The following is a 20040-nucleotide window of genomic DNA, read 5'->3' on the forward strand; positions in this document are numbered from 1 at the left end:
ACTCTTTCAAAAAATAGAAGAAAAAAGAGGACAAGAAAAATTCGCAGAGTATCCATCGATGGATGAAGAGAAGCAAAGACAAAGTAAATAGAGAAGCAAGAAAGGAAAGTTTATGGAAGAGAAGAAGAAAATATTGATTGTGGAGGACGAAGCCTCCATTGCAGAACTGGAAAAGGATTACTTGGAGCTGTCCGGGTTTCAGGTGGAGACGGAGGGAGATGGAGAAAAGGGCTTAAAGAAGGCTTTGGAAGGGAATTATGACCTTTTGATTCTGGATTTGATGCTGCCGGGAAGAGACGGCTTCTCCATTACCCAGGAAGTACGAAGCAAGAAGGACATCCCTATTTTGCTGGTTTCCGCAAGAAGAGATGATATTGATAAGATTCGTGGTTTAGGCCTTGGAGCGGATGACTATATGACCAAGCCCTTCTCCGCAAGTGAGCTGGTAGCCAGAGTGAAGGCCCATTTGGCAAGATATACAAGACTTCGGGACAGCGGTAAGGAAGAGAATGAAATCATTGAAATCCGGGGCTTAAAGATTGATACCACTGCCAGAAGAGTATTTGTAAACGGAGAAGAGGTGCCCTTTACCTCCAGAGAGTTTGACCTTCTGGCCTTTCTTGCGGCTCATCCAAACCGGGTATACACCAAGGAAGAGCTGTTCCAGGAAATCTGGAAAATGGAGTCCATCGGAGATATTGCCACCGTTACCGTACATATCAAGAAGCTTCGAGAGAAGATTGAGATGGAAAATGCAGTGAAACCCCAATACATTGAAACAATCTGGGGTGTGGGATATCGTTTTAAAGCATAGAAAATAGAAAAAAGAGTCGTTAAATAGAGAATCCGTAAGAGTCAAGAGCACTTTCCGACATAGTCACTTTGCTCACAGGGCACGCTCCCGCTAAGCTCGCCTTCGCAGGGGTACTAAGCGAAAAACTGCAGTACCTTTGTTTTTCGCAAGTACCCGCGGGCTCACATTGCCCTGTATCGCAAAATAACTATGCGGAAAGTAAGCAATGAATTTATAAATTCTCTATTTAACGGCTCTTTTTTTCTTGTTTATTTCCTATACTTTTAAAGCGATTTTTGTCTTTGTGTAGTGGTTTGTGAGGAATCTCTGAATTTAGCTGAATTTACCTGAATTTACCTGTTTCCTCCCTTTACTATCATTTTATTCTTGTTTATAATGACGGAGTATGATTTTCGTATTTTATCACGAACAATCTGACAACTACTTCAAATGACGGGGATGGAAAAAATTTTTTTCATTTTTCGTAATCTATTAAGGAGGATTCAAAATGGCAAGAAAATGGGTTTACCTTTTCAAAGAAGGTGATGCAGGCATGCGTGAGCTTTTGGGTGGTAAGGGAGCTAACTTGGCGGAGATGACCAAGATCGGTTTACCGGTTCCTCAGGGATTTACCATTACTACCGAGGCTTGTACACAGTACTATGAGGATGGCAAGACGATCAATGACGAGATTCGTGAGCAGATTGATGCGCATATCCTGAAGATGGAAGAGATTACAGGAAAGAAGTTTGGAGATCATGAGAATCCATTGTTAGTGTCCGTTCGTTCCGGAGCGAGAGCTTCCATGCCCGGTATGATGGATACCATCTTGAACCTTGGTTTAAATGAAGATGTTGTTAGAGTTTTGGCTGAGAAGTCCAACAACCCAAGATGGGCATGGGACTGCTACAGAAGATTTATCCAGATGTACTCCGATGTAGTTATGGAAGTAGGAAAGAAGTACTTCGAAGAGCTTATCGACGAGATGAAGGCTAAGAAGGGCGTTACCCAGGACGTTGACCTTACTGCAGAGGACTTACACGAGCTGGCTGAGCAGTTTAAGGCAGAGTACAAGTCCAAGATCGGTTCCGATTTCCCCTCCGATCCTAAGGAGCAGCTCTACGGCGCTATTATGGCGGTATTCAGAAGCTGGGATAACCCAAGAGCCAACGTTTACCGTAGAGACAACGACATCCCATACTCTTGGGGTACCGCTGTAAACGTTCAGTCCATGGCTTTCGGAAACATGGGTGACGATTGCGGAACCGGTGTAGCATTTACCAGAGATCCCGGAACAGGAGCAAAGGGATTATTCGGTGAGTTCTTAACTAATGCACAGGGAGAGGACGTAGTAGCCGGTGTTCGTACGCCTATGCACATCAATGAGATGGAGCAGAAGTTCCCTGAGGCTTTCAAGCAGTTTACAGAAGTTTGTCAGATTTTAGAGAAGCACTATAGAGATATGCAGGATATGGAGTTTACCGTAGAGCACGGAAAGCTGTATATGTTGCAGACCAGAAATGGTAAGAGAACCGCTCAGGCAGCGTTAAAGATTGCTTGTGATTTAGTAGATGAAGGAATGCGTACCGAGGAAGAGGCAGTTGCTATGATTGATCCTCGTAACTTGGACACCCTTCTTCACCCACAGTTTGATCAGAAGGCATTAAAGGCAGCTACTCCTCTTGGAAAGGGACTTGGCGCATCTCCCGGAGCTGCTTGCGGTAAGGTTGTTTTCACTGCTGACGACGCGGAAGTTTGGGCAGCACGCGGAGAAAAGGTAATCCTGGTTCGTTTGGAGACTTCTCCTGAGGATATCACCGGAATGAAGGTGGCTCAGGGTATCCTGACCGTTCGTGGCGGTATGACCTCTCACGCAGCCGTAGTTGCAAGAGGAATGGGAACCTGCTGCGTATCCGGACTTGGCGACATTGTCATGGACGAGGCAAATAAGAAGTTTACTTTAGGCGGAAAGACCTTCCACGAGGGAGATTTCATCTCCTTAGACGGTTCTACCGGAAATGTTTATGACGGCGTTATTCCTACCGTGGACGCTTCCATTGCCGGAGAGTTCGGAAGAATTATGGCTTGGGCTGACAAGTACAGAAAGCTTGCCGTTCGTACCAATGCAGATACTCCACAGGATGCTAAGAAGGCAAGAGAGCTTGGTGCAGAGGGAATCGGACTTTGCCGTACAGAGCATATGTTCTTCGATCCGGAGAGAATCTTCGCTTTCCGTGAGATGATCGTATCCGACACCAAGGAAGAGAGAGAAGAAGCATTAGAGAAGATTCTTCCCTACCAGCAGGGAGACTTCGAGGCACTCTATGAGGCACTTGAGGGCAATCCTGTTACCATCCGTTTCTTAGACCCGCCTCTTCACGAGTTCGTTCCACAGGAGGAAGAGGAAATCGAGAAGCTTGCTAAGGCAAAGAACAAGAGCGTACAAGAAATCAAGGATATCATCACTTCCCTGCACGAGTTCAACCCCATGATGGGACACAGAGGACTTCGTCTTGCTGTTACCTATCCTGAAATTGCCGTTATGCAGACCAAGGCTGTTATCCGTGCGGCAATCAACGTACAGAAGAAGCATCCTGATTGGAAGATGAATCCGGAAATCATGATTCCTCTTACTTCCGAAGTGAAGGAGTTCAATGTTGTTAAGAAGGTGGTTGTAGAGACTGCTGACGAGGAAATCAAGAAGGCCGGCGTAAATCTTGCATACCAGGTAGGAACCATGGTGGAGATTCCAAGAGCCTGCCTTACTGCGGATGAGATTGCGAAGAATGCAGACTTCTTCTGCTTCGGAACCAATGACTTAACCCAGATGACCTTCGGCTTCTCCAGAGATGACGCAGGAAAGTTCCTGAATGCTTATTATGACAACAAGATTTTTGAGTCTGACCCATTTGCAAAGCTTGATCAGGTCGGTGTAGGAAAGCTGATGAAGATGGCTATCGAATTAGGAAAGCCTGTAAATCCGCACTTACACGTAGGAATCTGTGGTGAGCACGGTGGAGATCCTTCTTCCGTTGAGTTCTGCCACGATATCGGACTGGATTATGTTTCCTGTTCTCCATTCCGTGTGCCTGTAGCACGTCTTGCTGCAGCACAGGCGCAGATTAAGAATCCAAGAAAGTAATCGGATATTCGGTTTAAGACTTAGATAAAGTCAGTACAACACAGTGTTAAGACTGTTTGTACTTTCCGAAGAATGAAGTATAGAAAAGGCGTATCTTTTAAGGGATACGTCTTTTTTATTACGGGGGAAAAGAAAAACTTAAATTCAAGATTTAAGGAAAATGTGATAGGATAGTTTAGAAAATAAAGCTTCTAAATCAAAAATAATTATTGCAAAGAGTTGTTCATATATAAGTGAAAAATATTTTGAAGTGTGTGGTAAGGTGTAGAAATCGCTTTTTTGCAGGCTTACTTTAGGAGGAAGTACTTTGTTAAAGATTTTTTTTGGAGAAATGGAAAATGCAATTTATACGCCCTCGATATACTTTAACAATCAATATGAGGATGAGTGGCTGGAAGAGGACTTGGCAAAGGCAATGATAGAAGATGTGGATCAATCCAAGGTGGTCAGTAGCCATTTAATTGAGAGTCCGGTATTGGGCCCCATTCCCCCTGAAAGGCTTTCCGGGGGAGTAAAGACCCTTTTGCTGATGGCTTTTGATGATAGCGGTCATGTTTTTAATGGTTCAGCTTGCGGAGATAATTGTGCCAAGTGGATTTCGACCATTGGAACTCATAAAGATTTGACAATCAACCTTCATCACATCATGGATTTTAGTATGGTGGAAGGATTTTCTGCATTTATCTTAAATACCGGAAAAATGGCAGAGAGCTATGAGGCATATTTAGAGGAGGCTATTAAAATTCCTTTGGAGGACTTCTAAAATGAAGGGAATGCACCACATTGTTATACAAAATAAGCGGATTCGCTTTGCATTTTCTATAAAACGAAATATTACCATTATTCGAGGGGATAGTGCTACAGGAAAAACAACGCTTTTCTCAATGAATGAAGAATATGGAAATCTTGGCAAGGATTCGGGGGTGCAGATTCAATGCGATAAGGCCTGTGTAGCGCTATCCGGAAAATACTGGCAGGAGACGCTGGAAAATATTCATGATTCCATAGTCTTTGTTGACGAGGACAGCAGGTTTTTAAAAACTAAGGATTTTGCAAAAAAAATTCGAAATTCCAATAATTATTATGTGTTGATTACCAGGGAAAATTTACCGGCCTTGCCCTATTCTGTGGAAGAAATATACGGGATTCATTGCTCAGGAAGATATATGGATACAAGGCAGATATATAACCTGTTTTATAAGATTTATTCGGAGACAAATCCTGGAAAGGTTTTGATAAAGGCTTTAGTGACAGAGGATTCTCAAGCAGGATTTACCTTTTTTTCTCAAGTTTCCAAGACAAGGGGAATTTGCTGCGAAAGCGCAGGGGGAAAATCTAATATTCTAGGGATTTTACAAGAAAAACTGCTTGATAAAGAGCAGAAGGAAACTTTGGTGATAGCGGATGGAGCAGCATTTGGGCCGGAAATGGCTCATATTTCTCAATTACTTAGGGGGAATGTAAATATCAAACTCTATCTTCCGGAATCTTTTGAATGGCTTTTATTGTATGCGGATATTTTAAATAAACCGTCCATTAGACAAAAGCTTGAAGAAGCGGAAAATTATATTGAAAGTGAAAAATATTTTAGCTGGGAAAGATATTTTACAGATTTACTAATGGAAGAAACAGAAGATTCCCCTTATCCCTATGACAAGTCGAATCTGAAGGATTTTTATCTTCAAGATAAGATTGTTCAAAAAGTGTTAGAGGCAATGGCGCCAATCTGCTTGGCTAAAGAATAGATGTATCAGTATAATAGTGCTCTTATAAAGTCTCTAAAATAAGAGAATGTGATTCATAAAAAATTGCTAAAAAGTCTGTTCAATGCTATACTGCTTTAGCATATAAGATGTGAGAGAATATATAGGAAAATTAATTTTTAAGGAGAAGTCATGTTGAGAACAAGAGGATTTTTACTATGCCTTCTGGCATTATTTTTTCTGGTATCCTGTAAACCCAAGTATGGAGTGAATTCTGCTCCTGTTATGACTACGGCAGCGGCAGATCAAGTCATTCTTATCGATTTCGACCAGATTTCTGACGATGTGATAGAGAGCATGGATCCTGAGGATTTCCCTTTTGTAAAGAATTTGACGATTTCCGGAAGTAATGATACCCATATGGTGGAAGTTCATGCAGAGATAGTGGATAATGTCAGCAATGAAGCACTGACCATTTTCCTGGATCAGCTGATGCGGGAGATTTCCAATGCGGCAGCGGTACAGGATTTCCGTTATAGTAAGTCCACAGACGACAGCTATGGAAGCTTCTTCCAAAAATACGGTGTACACTATGTAATCACCAAGGGAGAAGAGACTGTGGAGGATGTTACCGTGCAGCCCGGAGAGAGCTTTCCCTTCACTGCGTAGGAAGAAAGAATCAGAATTTACCGGAGCGGGAAGAAATACCTAGAGCAAGAAACAAAGGTTTTCGTCTCATCGCCCGAGAAAATATAGCGGCAGAACTTTTTAACAACAAGTACAAGGACTGTAGCAATAGGAGAAATCATTCTTCATGGAAAATACTAAGGACAAGATGTCTAACGAAAATATAGACAATCAAGATAGGGGAAAAGTACCCCAACGAGAAAAGAGAGGGCAGGGTTTTCAATTAGAGCATTGGCATATCATTGCTTTGGGACTGATGCTTTATGATTCCCTTGCCCTCAGCTTTTCTTATTTGATTGCCCTTTGGCTACGTTATGATTTGCGCTACAGCACCATTGACACGATATATATAGAACGTTGGAAAGCGTTTCTTCCCTTCTACATTCTAGGGTCACTGGCGGTTTTTTGGTTTTTAAAGCTTTATAAAAGCATCTGGCGCTTTGCCAGTTACTCCGAGCTCCTTCGAGTAAGTATGGCCACCGTCATTTGCTCCGTATTTCATATCATCGGCATCACGCTCTTGTGGGGAAGAATGCCCATTTCCTACTACGTCATCGGGGCGATTTTACAGTATCTGGCGGTACTGGGCATTCGCTTTTCCTATCGCTTTATCCTGCTTCTCCGAAAGGTCAATAACAAGAAAAGCCATCATCGGATTATGGTGATTGGGGCAGGAGCCGCAGGGCAAATGCTGATTCGTGATATTCAACGCTCCGGAGAAGTGGACGGGGCGGTAGTTTGTATTATCGATGACAACAAAAACAAATGGGGAAGACTCATTGACAATATCCCCGTGGTGGGAGGAAGAGAAAGTATTTTGGAGGCGGTAGAAAAATTTGCCGTGGATAAAATCTTCTTAGCAATTCCTTCCGCTACGGTTTCTCAAAGAAGAGATATTCTGCAAATCTGTAACGAAACCACCTGTGAGCTGAAGAACCTTCCGGGAATGTACCAGTTGGTTACCGGACAGGTCAGTGCCAGTGCCATGCGGAAGGTTTCCGTGGAGGATTTACTGGGAAGAGATCCGATTAAGGTGGATCTTAGGGAAGTGTTCTCTTTTATTAACGGAAAAACGGTATTGGTTACCGGTGGGGGCGGCAGCATTGGTTCGGAGCTTTGCCGGCAGATTGCAGGCCACAGCCCTAAGAAACTGATTATCTTCGATATCTATGAGAACAATGCCTACAATATCCAATTAGAGTTACGGGAAAATTTTCCGGAGCTGGATTTACTGGTGTTGATTGGCTCCGTACGAGACTCTCGGAGAATGTTCCAGATTTTTAAGGAGTACAGACCGGAAATCGTTTATCATGCGGCGGCTCATAAGCATGTGCCCTTGATGGAGGACAGCCCCTGTGAAAGCATTAAGAACAATGCCTTAGGAACTTACAAGACTGCCTATGCGGCTATGGTAAACGGTTGCAAGCGCTTTGTGCTGATTTCCACGGATAAGGCGGTGAATCCTGCCAATATCATGGGAGCAAGCAAACGACTTTGCGAAATGATTATCCAGGCTTTTGACAGCAAGATTAAGGCGGGACGGGTGCAGGATATTCCCCAGCTCTTCACCCATAAGGGAATGGAGAATGCGGACAAGGACGGCACGGGGGCAGTATTCCAGGATATTCAGACAGAATTTGTGGCAGTACGCTTCGGAAATGTATTGGGATCCAACGGATCCGTCATTCCCATCTTCAAAAAGCAAATCGAAAAGGGCGGGCCGGTCACGGTAACCCATCCGGATATCATTCGTTACTTTATGACCATTCCGGAGGCGGTAAGCCTTGTGTTAGAGGCGGGAACCTTTGCCAAGGGAGGAGAAATCTTTGTCTTGGATATGGGAAGCCCGGTAAAGATTGACACCTTGGCCAGAAACCTGATTCGCCTTTCCGGATTTAAGCCGGATATCGATATCAAGGTACAATACAGCGGACTCCGCCCGGGAGAAAAGCTTTACGAAGAGAAGCTGATGGCGGAAGAGGGCTTGCAGAACACCGCCAACGAGCGTATTCATATCGGAAAGCCCCTAAGTTTCGATATTGATGCCTTCCTTGGAAAGGTGGACGAGCTGATGGAAGCGGCCTATAAGAACAAGGATGATATCCGGGAAATGGTGAAGGATATTGTGGGGACTTATAAGCCGGCGGAATAAGGAAAAGTTTTAGGCAATACCTATGTTCTTGTGAAAAAAAGCAGAATGCTAAGTGGAATGCTAAGAAGAAATAAGTTTGTAGAATGAGAAGTTGGGAAATAGGAATCTAAAAAACAGGCTCAAAGCAATGGAGACTGTAAACAAGAGAGTGGAGGAGTTATGCGGAACCATAAAGATAGCAATCAGAAAGCTTGGATAGCGCTTATTCTGGGAGGATGTCTGGCAGGCCTTACTCTCTTACTTTCCCTATGGAAAAAGAAGTCTTGTTCCTCAGAACTTTCCGGAAAAGAAAAGAAGCTTTGCTTAGAAAATAAAAAGGCTTCTATTTTCCAAAATAAGAAACGAGAAAATCAATCTTCCGAATACTGGAATCCCTTTGAGGGAAAGAAGGTTATTTTCGTGGAAAACCCTTTTGAAGCGGAAAATGCAGACGGGGTAAGAGGGCATCTGGAAGCGGTAGGAGACAGTGACTATATTCCTAATTTCTATACAAGAGTTATTAAAAGGGGAGGAGATACCATCCTCTCCGCTTTTGCTTTGATTTTACTGTCTCCGGTTTTTCTTTTCCTCTCTGTTGCTATATTTTTGGATGATCCGGGGCCCATCTTTTTCACCCAAAAGCGTCTAGGGAAGAACAAGCGATATTTTCCCCTGCATAAGTTCCGCAGCATGAAGATGTGCACTCCCCATGACACCCCGACCCATATGTTGGAGAATCCGGAGCAGTATATTACTCGCATGGGTAAATTCCTTCGGGCTCATTCTTTAGACGAGCTTCCCCAGATTTGGGATATTTTTGTAGGGAATATGTCTATCATCGGGCCAAGACCGGGTCTATGGAATCAGGATTTGCTTACCGCAGAGCGAGATAAATATAATGCCAACGATATCCAGCCGGGACTTAGTGGCTGGGCGCAAATTAACGGCAGAGACTCCATAGAGATTCCGGATAAGGCTAAGCTGGACGGAGAATATGTGGAGAAAATCGGATTTCTTATGGATCTGCGTTGTTTCTTCGGAACTATATTTTCCGTGCTACGAAAGGACGGCGTGGTAGAAGGGGGAACGGGACAGTTGAAGCAGGCAGGACCTGTTGATAAGGGCAAAGACGGGTCAGAAGTAGAATGTGATTTGAAAGGTAAGCAAGATAAGCAAGCCATTCGTATTTTAATCACCGGCGCTCATTCCTATGTAGGAGAACATGTCGAGCAATATTTAGAAGAGTATAATCAAAAGCTATTTCCCGATTATCCTGCATCAAGACGATATTTAATAGACACGATTAGTTTATTTGGAGAAGAATGGAAAAAGATATATTTTTCTTCCTACGATGTGGTTTTTCATGTGGCAGGGATAGCGCATCAGGATGATGACACAAAGGGAGTAAAAAAAGTAGCTCATGGAAAAGACTCAAAGGATAAGGAAAATAGTCCGGAGGCAAAGTATTATGCAGTAAATCGTGATCTTGCGATTGCATGTGCAAAAAAAGCAAAAGCAGAAGGTGTTAAACAATTTATTTTTATGAGTTCCATGATTGTATATTCAGGGATAGAGCAAGATTGTATTACCTTAAAGACTCCGATGAAGGCTCAAAATTATTATGGAGATTCAAAGCTGCAGGCCGATTTGACTTTACAGGAAATGCAATCAGATCAATTCAATGTTGTTATTCTTCGTCCACCTATGATTTATGGAGAGAGATGTAAGGGAAATTATCCGAAGATGGTCAAATTAGCCAAGATGCTACCATTTTTTCCGGTAGTAGGGAATAGGCGCTCAATGCTTTATATTGGAAATTTGGCCGAGTTTATAAGACTCATGATTGAAAATAAGGAAAGAGGGATATTTTTCCCACAAAACAAAGAGTATGTTGATACAGGGGAGATGATTCGGGAAATTGCAAGAGTACATCACTGGACATGTTTCTCCGTACCGGGAACAAAAACACTTATTCATGCATTACAATTCGTGCCGGGAAAGATTGGTACTTTAGGGAAAAAGGCATTTTCTTCCAGATATTATCGAGAAGATTGTTCCCGGTATATAGAAGATTATCAAGTCTTTTCTTTTAAGGAGTCTATTCGAAGAACAGAGGGAAGATAGATTTATGGAAAAAAGAGTCTTAATATTAGCTTCTGTTGCATCAATGATAGGACAGTTTAATAGAGACAATATATCTCTTCTACAGGAAATGGGATATAAAATTGATGTTGCATGTAATTTTAAAAACGGAAGTACCTTTTCCGAGGAAAGTGCTAAACAGCTAAAAAAGGAGTTAATAGAACAAGGTGTAAGGTGTTTTCATGTAGATTTTTCTCGTTCTCCGGTTCAAATAGGAAAGCATGTTCAATGCTATCGTACAGTGAAACGACTGATGATTGAAAACCAATACCTATTTTGCCATTGTCACAGTCCAATTGGTGGAGCGATTGCAAGAATTGCCGGGCATGCAACAAAAACAAAAATAATTTATACAGCTCATGGATTTCATTTTTTTAAGGGAGCAAGTATTTTAAACTGGGCTATTTATTATCCAATAGAGTTACTTTTGTCTTATTGGACCAACTGTCTTATTACCATTAATAAAGAAGACTATTACCGTGCAAAATATAAATTTCATGCAAAGAAAACAGTATATATTCCGGGAGTAGGAATAGATAGTAACAGATTCCAAAATTTAGGCATTTCCAGGGAACAGAAGAGGCAGGAGCTGGGACTTTCCAAGGAAAATATCTTTATCCTATCTGTTGGGGAATTAAATAAAAATAAGAATCATGAAGTTGTAGTGCGGGCCTTAGCCGGATTGAAGGGACAAAACATTGTCTATATGATTGCCGGCGAAGGCAATCAAAAAGAGCATTTAAGAACATTGGCAGAGGAAAATGGCGTTTCCCTCCGCTTACTTGGTTTCAGAGAGGATATCTGCTCTCTTTTGGAGGCTGCTGATGTATTTGCATTTCCATCTAAAAGAGAAGGACTTTCCGTTTCAGTGATGGAAGCCATGTTTATGAAAAAACCTGTAATTGCGTCCAAGATAAGAGGAAATACAGATTTGATTAAAGATGGTGAAAATGGTTTATTGGTATATCCAAATACGGCGAAAGCATGGGAGCAAGGCTTATATGAAATGCTGAATACTATGAATTCTTATCGTTTAGGAGAAAAAAAGAGATTGGAACCGTTAGAAAAGAATAGTATTCATGAAAAGATGATATGCATATACCAAAAAGTAAATAATAATTGAATCACTTTCAAAATAGTGGAAGTAAAAAATGATTATGGTATTAGATAATAGAGGTAACATGGAATTAAAAGGAGTAAAAATGAAAGGTAATTATAAATTTGTCTTTATAGGGCTGGATTCTATAGAAAATAAATATTTATATGGAGGCTTTGATGACCATAGTTATTCCACTGCTATCTTTTTACCAAATTTCTGTAGGAAGGTAGCAAAGGCCTGGACAATATATGGGAATAATCAGTCTAAGATAAAAAAAACAATATCCTTTTTATATTTTGATCGATTTATAAAGACTAAAATCAATAAATTGGGATGGAAAGTTGATGACAACATTATTTTTATTATTTACAGTTGGGATTATGATAGCTATGGGCACGTATTAACACAATATTTAAGAAGTCGTTTTTCCAATGGCAAATTAGTTTGTTATTTTATTGACTTGATTAAACGCCACAATTTGATAATAGAAGAAGTAAGAAAACAGTTTGACTTGTTGGTAACATTCGATGAAGTAGAAGCGGAAAAATATGGAATGTCATATTGCTTGGAACCATTTTCAATGCATTTATTGAAAGAATTTCCAAGAAATAAGGAGTTTAAATGGGATATAACACTTGTTGCTTCTGCTAAAGATAGGTATGAACAAATTATAAAAGCATTTGAGCTGTTTACTAGCAAGGGATTTATTTGTGACTTCCACATAACTCAAGTTCCTGAGAGGAAAAGAATATACTCAGACAAGATACATTATGGGAGTTTAGCGTTTGAAGAAGTACTATCTCATGTAGTTCAATCTAGGTGTGTATTAGAATTGATACAAAATAATGCATATTCGCCCACAACTAGATTTTCAGAGGCAATGCTTTTAAATCGAAAATTACTTACAAATGCTCCATATTTTAAAGAAAAAAAAGATATATTCCCGAATGTTATATTTTTTGAAAATTTAGAAGAAATTCCTTTTGAACGAGTGGAAAATAAATTAAATAATATTAGTAAAAATTATGAAGATTTTTTTTCTGAAAAAACGATGATGGAAACTATTTTGAGCAATTTACCCTAGGGGGAAAAAAGTTATCTTTGGAGGAAATAGTGCAATGAAAGTGTTATTAGGGATTGTACTAGTTGTTATATTAGTTAGTGGTATTATTAGAGCAAAAAACACCGGGGATATTTTTAATCCTAAAATTATTTTTGCTTTTCCCATTTTTGTTTCATTTTGTGTGAATTTGGTGTTTTATGATTCAAAAATGTCTATTTCTGAAGATGCATATTTTATATATATGACGAGTGTAGCTTGTTTTTGCATTGGATTGTACTTAGGTGAGCATTTAAAGCTATTTAGAAGTGAGGCTGTAGGTTATTCATTAGATATAAAATATAATCGGAATTTATTTAGATTGTACTTTACTATCGCTATAATTGGGTTATTTTTTGCAGTTCAACACATTATAAGAGGTGTGACATACAAAATATATGGTAATCATTATCTAGATAATTTGAGACATTATTCTACTTATGTACATATGGTAAGTGGGCTTGGAAAATATGGTCCTGTATTTGCTAATATTATTATGTTGATGATGTCTTACAAGGTATTTATTTTAAATAATAGACGCAATAAAGATAAACTCTTACTATGTCTTAGTTATTTAATCTATTTTATTTATATGGCAATGGATTTATCGAGAACAGTAATATTATTTGCATTTTTGACTATTCTATTTATTTATTCAATAGGGATGCAAAAAAGGAAAAAATTTAATAATAGGCTTAAGATTATAACATGCATTGCTATAGTGATGCTGTTTCTATGTTTTGACTTTATTGCCAAGCAAACTAATCGAGCTATTGTTGCGAATGGAGATTCATGGTGGGTCTTTTATTTTGGAAGTCAGTTTTATGTGTTAGATTATATTATTCCATTTAAAGGGAGACTATATGGTATAAAAAGTCTAGGTATTATAGGAAGGGCTTTAGCAAAGGCTGGTTTGTTACCAAGTGGCGGAAGAGATGAATTGCAGGTGTTTTTAAATTCTATGGGATCTCCTGTGTCTTCATTTGTATCAGGTCCTTATCTTGACTTTGGAATTATTGGTTCGGTGCTGGTTATGATATTTTATGGCATATGTATTGGCTATATTTATAAGAGATATAGAAGATCTGGTGGCCTTTGGATTATTGCATATGCAACGTGCGTGTATCAATGTGTCCTAGCATTTTACGCATTTTGTTTTGGAGATAGTATGCAAATATATATATTTGTTTTATTATTTTTGATGTGTAATACTAAAATAAATGGATTTTCGTACATGACCTATACCTCCAAAAGTTCTATGTGAGTTTTAGAGGGGAGTTTATTTCAAAATGAAAGGAAAATAAAGATGATTAATGTGATGCAACCTACTCTTGGAAAGGAAGAACTAGATGCTATTAAATCTGTATTTGATTCAAATTGGCTTGGAAAAGGAGAAATTGTCGCCAATTTTGAAAAAATGTATGCAGAACATCTTGGAACTTCGGTAAATCATGTATTATCAACAAATTGTTGTAGTGAGGGACTATTTAGTTCGATGTATCTTTGTGGAATTCAGCCAGGTGACGAAGTAATAGTACCAACTTTGAGTTTTGTTGGAGCGGGGAATGCGGTTTGTGTCAATGGTGCAAAATTGGTTCTTTGCGATGTTGATCCACGAACATTGAATGCTAGGGCAGAGGATATTGAAAAGGTAATAACTCCTAAGACCAAAGCAATACTGTTACTTCATTTTGGGGGTGTTCCATGTGATATGGATAAGATTATGCCTTTAGCTAAGGCATATGGGTTAAAAGTTATTGAGGATTGTGCTGCTGGGGTATGTTCTAAATACAGAGGCCATGCGCTGGGGACAGATGGAGATATGGCTATGTGGTCATTTGACGCAATGAAGATTTTAGTGTGCGGAGATGGAGCAATGCTGCATTTTAAGGATCCAGAAATGAGAGAAAAAGCAGACAAATGGCTTTATTTTGGTCTAGAATCTAAAAGTGGCTATGAAAATAGCGTTGCACAAAAATGGTGGGAATTTGATATTTCATCTTATGGTCATAGAGCAATCATGAATAATATAACTGCTGCAATGGCTATAGAACAATTAAAAAAATTACCATTATTTATGGAAAAAAGAGAAGCTGTACATAATGCATATAATGATGGACTTGGTGATTTAAATTGGCTAGATATACCGTTGCCTTTAGAAGAAGGGAGCCGTTCTTCTTTTTATTTTTATCATATTCAATTAAAAAATGGGAAACGAGATGAACTTGCAAGATACCTTCGAGAAAAAGGTATCTATACAACTTATAGATATTTTCCTTTGCACAGGGTACCTTATTATGGAGTAGAGGGGACATTTCCTAATGCAGATTATGCGACGGATAATACTCTTTGTTTGCCTTTGCATCAGAGTTTAAAATCATCTGAGATGGAACAGATTATTGAAGAAATAAGGAAATTCGGTAAAATATATGGTTAAAGAAAGTGCTTATAAGAAAGATGCAAGAGTTGGGGATATGGGTGACGTATATGTGACCGTCTATGTGCTTTGTTATAACTCTGAAAAAACAATAACTGATACATTGGATAGCATTTATTCACAGACTTATAAATATATAGATTTGCTCATTAGTGATGATGCATCTACTGATGAATCCTTGGATATTATTAATGATTGGATTAAGCATTATTCTGAAAGATTTAGGACAGTCAGAGTGCTAAAAAATATCAAAAATGAAGGAATTAGTAAAACTTTTGATAGTTGTGTAAAAAGTTGCAATACTGAATGGCTGAAGGTAATTGCTGCAGACGATATTTTGATGCCTGAATGTATAAGCAAAAATATAAGATATGTAAAAGAACATTCTATTAATTCGCTTTTATATTCTCAAGATTTAGTTTTTGTTAAGGATATCAAAACTGCTAAAAGGAGAGAAAAATATGAGCAAATGTATATAAAAAAATTAAGTACTTTGCCTCCAAAGCAGCAGTTCAGACATCTTCTGCATAGAGAGATTATGTTTGCCCCTACAACGTTTATAAATGCTGAAACCTATAAATTAATAGGAGGTATTTCGACAAAGGTCAAAAATATTGAGGATTCACCTTTAGCTTTGAGTTTTACTAATTCAGGATATTCTATAAACTTTATGGATGAAGATACTGTATATTATAGACAAGGTGAATCAGTTTCTAGAAGCTTAGGATATATTTATAATAGAAATCATATCCAGCAAATTATGGTATTAAAACGAGAGTTAATATATCCTTTTATTTACTGGTATGATTTGCCATTTTGGTATGATGAGCTTATTACAAATTTAAGGTATAAATTTGTTTTAGATATTTTAGGGAATAAAGACAGTTATATAAATCGTATAATAAACTATATACTGATGGGATTGACATTCTCCGGATGGAAGAAAATTTTTTTAAAATGGTTATATAGATAAAAAATGACTTATTACTTAATCTACAAGAAGAAGGAATTCATATGAATATTAGAGAATTAAAATTAAAAGATGCACCGCTAATGCTTGAGTGGATGCATGACGAAAGTGTTGTGAAAGAATTGAAAGAACAGTTTTCATCGAAAACACTTGCTGATTGTGAAGCTTTTATACAAAATAGTTTTTTCTCTAAGAATAATATTCATATGGCTATTGTTTCTGATGCAGATGAATATATGGGGACAGTTAGTTTGAAGAATATTGAGTGCCAAACTGCTGAGTTCGCAATAGTAGTCAGGAAGTCTGCCATGCATAAAGGGTATGCATGGAGAGGGATGGAATTGATTATAAAGAAAGCATTTGAAGACTTTGGCTTAGAAAGCTTATATTGGTGTGTTTCAAGAGAAAACACAAGAGCAATTAAGTTTTATGATAAACATAATTTTAAGGAGGCATTGGATATACCAAATGAAATTCGTAGACGATATCAAGGGATGGATCATCTAAAATGGTATTCAATTTTAAAGGGTGATGATATTAATGTAAGAGAGTCTGTCGCCGGTTGCAAAATTATGAGGATACCAACTATTCCAACAATTAATTCTGGAGAGTTATCATTTTTTGAAGGGAATAGAACGATTCCTTTTGAAATAAAGAGGATTTATTTTATATCTAAAGTACCAAAGGGTGTGAAAAGAGGATACCATTCTCATAAGTCGCTTCAACAATTTATTTATTGCCCTTATGGCTGTGTTCGTTTGATATTAGAAAATGAAAATGGTAGAGATGAAATCGAACTTAGAGATCCTTCGATTGGTGTACTAATAGACAAACCTACTTGGAGAGAGATGCAATGGATGGTCGAAGAGTCTGTTTTATGTGTAGCTGCTTCAGACTATTATTCTCCAGACGATTATATAAGAGACTATGATGAATTTAGAAATTATATAAAAGTGCAAGGTGAATTTAGTAAAAGCGATTTTGAGAGTAAATAGAAAGGGTAGAAAAAATAGTGAAGGGATTTTTAAGCCTGAGGTCTGCTAACATAGAAGCCAAAGCATCTTTGGCATATTTGATATGCAATATTATCCAAAAGTCAATCACGTTCCTTACATTACCACTCTTTACAAGACTATTAACAACAACACAGTATGGGCAGTATAATATTTACACGTCCTGGTCTGCTATACTATCTATTTTTACTACATTAAATCTGCCATATGGAACATTTGGAAGAGCAATGGTAAAGTTTGATAATGATAGGGATGGATATATTTGTGCAGTACAAACACTTTGTACTGTACTTAGCTTATTATTCATTCTCATATATTTCCCATTTAATGGATATTTAGTTAAAATTGTTAAATTGCCCATGAGCATTATTCTGATTATGGTAGGAGAAATTTTATTTTCTACATCTATTCAGTTTTGGTTTGGAAAAAATAGGTTTGAATTTCAATATAAAAATGTTGTTCTAGTTACTATTTCTATGGCATTAATTTCTCCTATTTGTGGATTGATTTTTGTGCTTAATTCCGAGGAAAAAGGATATGCTAGAATTATAGGATTTGCAGTTATTACAATGATGTTTGGTTTAGTGATTTACATAAGAAATTATATACATGGGAGAATCGTATATAAGCAAGAATATATTCGTTATGCAATAGGGTTTAATGTGCCATTAATAGTTTACTATTTATCTCAAGTACTTTTTGGTCAATGCGATCGTCTAATGATAGACTATTTTTGTGGGACAGATAAAGCGGGAATATATGGTGTTGCCCAACAATTAGCATTGGCACTAAATTTTGTATTAACATCTATCAATGGAGCATATACTCCATGGATGTATGGGAAGATAAAGGAAAAACAATATAAAGACAATGTGAATATATCTCTGATAATTGCTGTGTTAATGTCATCTCTACTATTAGGCATAATTTGGATGGCTCCTGAAATAATTATGATTCTTGGAGGTATTCGATATATAGAGGCAATCTGGGTGGTTCCTCCAATCGCAATGAGCTTACTTCTTTTATTTTATGCACAATTGTTTATTAATCTTCAGTTTTATATGGAAAGAAAATCTGAGCTGATTGTAGGATCGATTTTGGCTGCAGCATTAAATGTCATTCTTAATCAATTGTATATACCGCGTTTTGGTTATTTTGTGGCAGGATATACTACATTCTTTTCGTATTGTATTTTTGCATTATGTAATTATTATTTTGCTCGAAAATCATGTACTAGTAGCCCGGAAGTTATGGAACTCTTCAATATTAAAGCCCTATTAATTATATTACTATTATTCATTGTATTTGGATTTTTAGGAATGATTTTATTTCCATATAGGTATATCCGGTATACTGCAATAATAGTGATTTCATTGTTACTTTTTATTAAGAGAAAAATAATCATTTTAGAGTTACGTCCAATTTTAAAGAAAAAGTAGGAGGAAGTGAAATGATATTATTGAGGAATATAAAAGGAGAGTTAAAAAAAAATAAATGGATATATAAATTCTACACTATTTTAAAGCAAAGATATTGTGGTGTGCGAAATATTATTCTTAATAAGTATGCAATAAGAGTATTAGAAAAACAAAAGAAAATACATTATAAGGCTCCTGTTAAAATTGTTTTTATTTTACAAGATTTAAATGTATGGGATAAAACGAAACCTATCTTTGAAGAGATTAGAGAGGATACAAATTTTTCAATAATGCTACTTTGCGTACCTTCCTGGTATGGTGATGACAAAGTAAGAAGAACTAGTTTGAAAAATGATACCTTTGATCTGATTAATGCATGTTCTTACCAAGGCGTAAAAGTTATAGACTCGTATATTGATGGAAAATCTTGGTATAATGTTAAAAGTTTTAATCCATTATATGTATTTTATACTAGACCATATGATGAATATTTGCCTCAACTTTATCGCTCTTATGTTGTTTCTAGCTATAGTTGTGTATGTTACACCAGTTATATAGGAGGGTTAACTTTATCCCATGATTTTTTTTGTTTAAGTAGCGATTTTCGAAGATTTTGTGGAATATTCTTTGCTACAAGTAATGAGGAAGCAGATAATCAGAAGCATGAGTTTTCTGAAATATTTAACAGAAACCTTGCTAAAACAGTTGTTGTAGGCTGTCCTGCTTTTGCTAATTTTTTTCGAAAAAAAGATCTTGTAACTGAGGTGTGGTCGTTTTCAAAAAACAATTTTAGAGTTGTTTGGACCCCCAGATGGACTTTGGATCCAGGTGTGGGAGGTACAAACTTTCTTAGATATAAAAAACAGTTTGTTGAACTTATAAAGAGTAGAACGGATATTGACTTTGTTGTAAGACCACATCAATTAATGTTTGGAAACTTAATTAATATTGGAGCCATAAAAGAAGAAGAGGTATGTTCATTTCAGTCTTTTCTAAATAATGCTACAAATGCTTTACTTGATGAGAATAAAAACTATGAAGGTACTCTATGGGGAAGTGATGTACTGGTTACAGACTATTCTTCGTTAATTTCATTATATTTTTTGACTGGAAAGCCAATAATATATTGTTCATCTGAAAAATCTACACTTACAGAAACAAAGGTTTTCAAGAGAATTCTAGAAGTTAATTATACAGCTAATTCTTTTGAGGAAATAGTAGAAATTATTAACCTTTTGAAGGGTGGAAAAGATCAAAAAAGAAATGAACGAATTAAAGCACAAGAAGAAATAATTGGGAAGGATTATATTGATAGTGTAAAAAAAGTCAAAGCAGAACTTCTGAAGGATTTTAGGGAAAGATGTATTTTTGATTAATAGCAAAATGAATTTATTAGTTATATAATT

Annotated in this window: 15 protein-coding genes; all 15 read left to right on the forward strand. The window is 37.5% G+C overall.

Annotation, left to right across the window (positions count from 1 at the left end):
* Positions 1-112 precede the first annotated feature (112 nt).
* The gene (locus HNQ46_RS02395) at positions 113-814 is read left to right on the forward strand and encodes a response regulator transcription factor (protein ID WP_007157052.1); all 702 of its coding nucleotides are present in this window, start codon (positions 113-115) and stop codon (positions 812-814) included.
* Positions 815-1301: 487 nt separating this feature from the next.
* On the forward strand, positions 1302-3935 hold the full coding sequence (gene ppdK, locus HNQ46_RS02400) for a pyruvate, phosphate dikinase (RefSeq protein ID WP_007157051.1): 2634 nt from the start codon (positions 1302-1304) through the stop codon (positions 3933-3935).
* A gap of 307 nt (positions 3936-4242) precedes the next feature.
* Positions 4243-4698 (forward strand): DUF4869 domain-containing protein, encoded by a 456-nt coding sequence (locus tag HNQ46_RS02405; protein ID WP_183682536.1) that lies wholly within the window; start codon positions 4243-4245, stop codon positions 4696-4698.
* A 1-nt stretch (position 4699) separates the two neighbouring features.
* Positions 4700-5680 carry a translation initiation factor 2 gene (locus HNQ46_RS02410; protein ID WP_183682539.1) on the forward strand — a complete coding sequence of 327 codons (981 nt, stop codon included), beginning with the start codon at positions 4700-4702 and terminating at the stop codon, positions 5678-5680.
* Positions 5681-5830: 150 nt separating this feature from the next.
* On the forward strand, positions 5831-6307 hold the full coding sequence (locus HNQ46_RS02415; protein WP_183682542.1) for a hypothetical protein: 477 nt from the start codon (positions 5831-5833) through the stop codon (positions 6305-6307).
* Positions 6308-6452: 145 nt separating this feature from the next.
* On the forward strand, positions 6453-8477 hold the full coding sequence (locus tag HNQ46_RS02420; RefSeq protein WP_243155813.1) for a polysaccharide biosynthesis protein: 2025 nt from the start codon (positions 6453-6455) through the stop codon (positions 8475-8477).
* A gap of 159 nt (positions 8478-8636) precedes the next feature.
* A complete protein-coding gene (locus HNQ46_RS02425; protein ID WP_243155814.1) occupies positions 8637-10580 on the forward strand; it encodes a sugar transferase in 1944 nt (647 codons plus the stop codon).
* 4 nt (positions 10581-10584) lie between these two features.
* The gene (locus HNQ46_RS02430) at positions 10585-11721 is read left to right on the forward strand and encodes a glycosyltransferase family 4 protein (protein WP_183682544.1); all 1137 of its coding nucleotides are present in this window, start codon (positions 10585-10587) and stop codon (positions 11719-11721) included.
* Between the two features lie 28 nt (positions 11722-11749).
* Positions 11750-12781 carry a CgeB family protein gene (locus HNQ46_RS02435; protein WP_183682547.1) on the forward strand — a complete coding sequence of 344 codons (1032 nt, stop codon included), beginning with the start codon at positions 11750-11752 and terminating at the stop codon, positions 12779-12781.
* A 34-nt stretch (positions 12782-12815) separates the two neighbouring features.
* On the forward strand, positions 12816-14060 hold the full coding sequence (locus HNQ46_RS02440) for an O-antigen polymerase (protein WP_183682550.1): 1245 nt from the start codon (positions 12816-12818) through the stop codon (positions 14058-14060).
* A gap of 42 nt (positions 14061-14102) precedes the next feature.
* On the forward strand, positions 14103-15233 hold the full coding sequence (locus tag HNQ46_RS02445; RefSeq protein ID WP_183682553.1) for a DegT/DnrJ/EryC1/StrS aminotransferase family protein: 1131 nt from the start codon (positions 14103-14105) through the stop codon (positions 15231-15233).
* On the forward strand, positions 15226-16206 hold the full coding sequence (locus HNQ46_RS02450; RefSeq protein ID WP_183682556.1) for a glycosyltransferase family 2 protein: 981 nt from the start codon (positions 15226-15228) through the stop codon (positions 16204-16206). The genes HNQ46_RS02445 and HNQ46_RS02450 overlap by 8 nt, the downstream gene beginning before the upstream one ends.
* A 41-nt stretch (positions 16207-16247) precedes the next feature.
* Positions 16248-17198, forward strand: coding sequence for a GNAT family N-acetyltransferase (locus HNQ46_RS02455; RefSeq protein ID WP_183682559.1), 951 nt, complete (start codon positions 16248-16250; stop codon positions 17196-17198).
* Between the two features lie 17 nt (positions 17199-17215).
* On the forward strand, positions 17216-18655 hold the full coding sequence (locus tag HNQ46_RS02460) for a lipopolysaccharide biosynthesis protein (protein ID WP_183682562.1): 1440 nt from the start codon (positions 17216-17218) through the stop codon (positions 18653-18655).
* An 11-nt stretch (positions 18656-18666) separates the two neighbouring features.
* Complete coding sequence (locus tag HNQ46_RS02465) at positions 18667-20010, forward strand: CDP-glycerol glycerophosphotransferase family protein (protein WP_183682564.1); 1344 nt, start codon at positions 18667-18669, stop codon at positions 20008-20010.
* The last annotated feature ends 30 nt before the right edge of the window (positions 20011-20040 follow it).

Source organism: Oribacterium sinus (genome assembly GCF_014202695.1).
In the GTDB taxonomy this organism is placed as follows: domain Bacteria; phylum Bacillota; class Clostridia; order Lachnospirales; family Lachnospiraceae; genus Oribacterium; species Oribacterium sinus.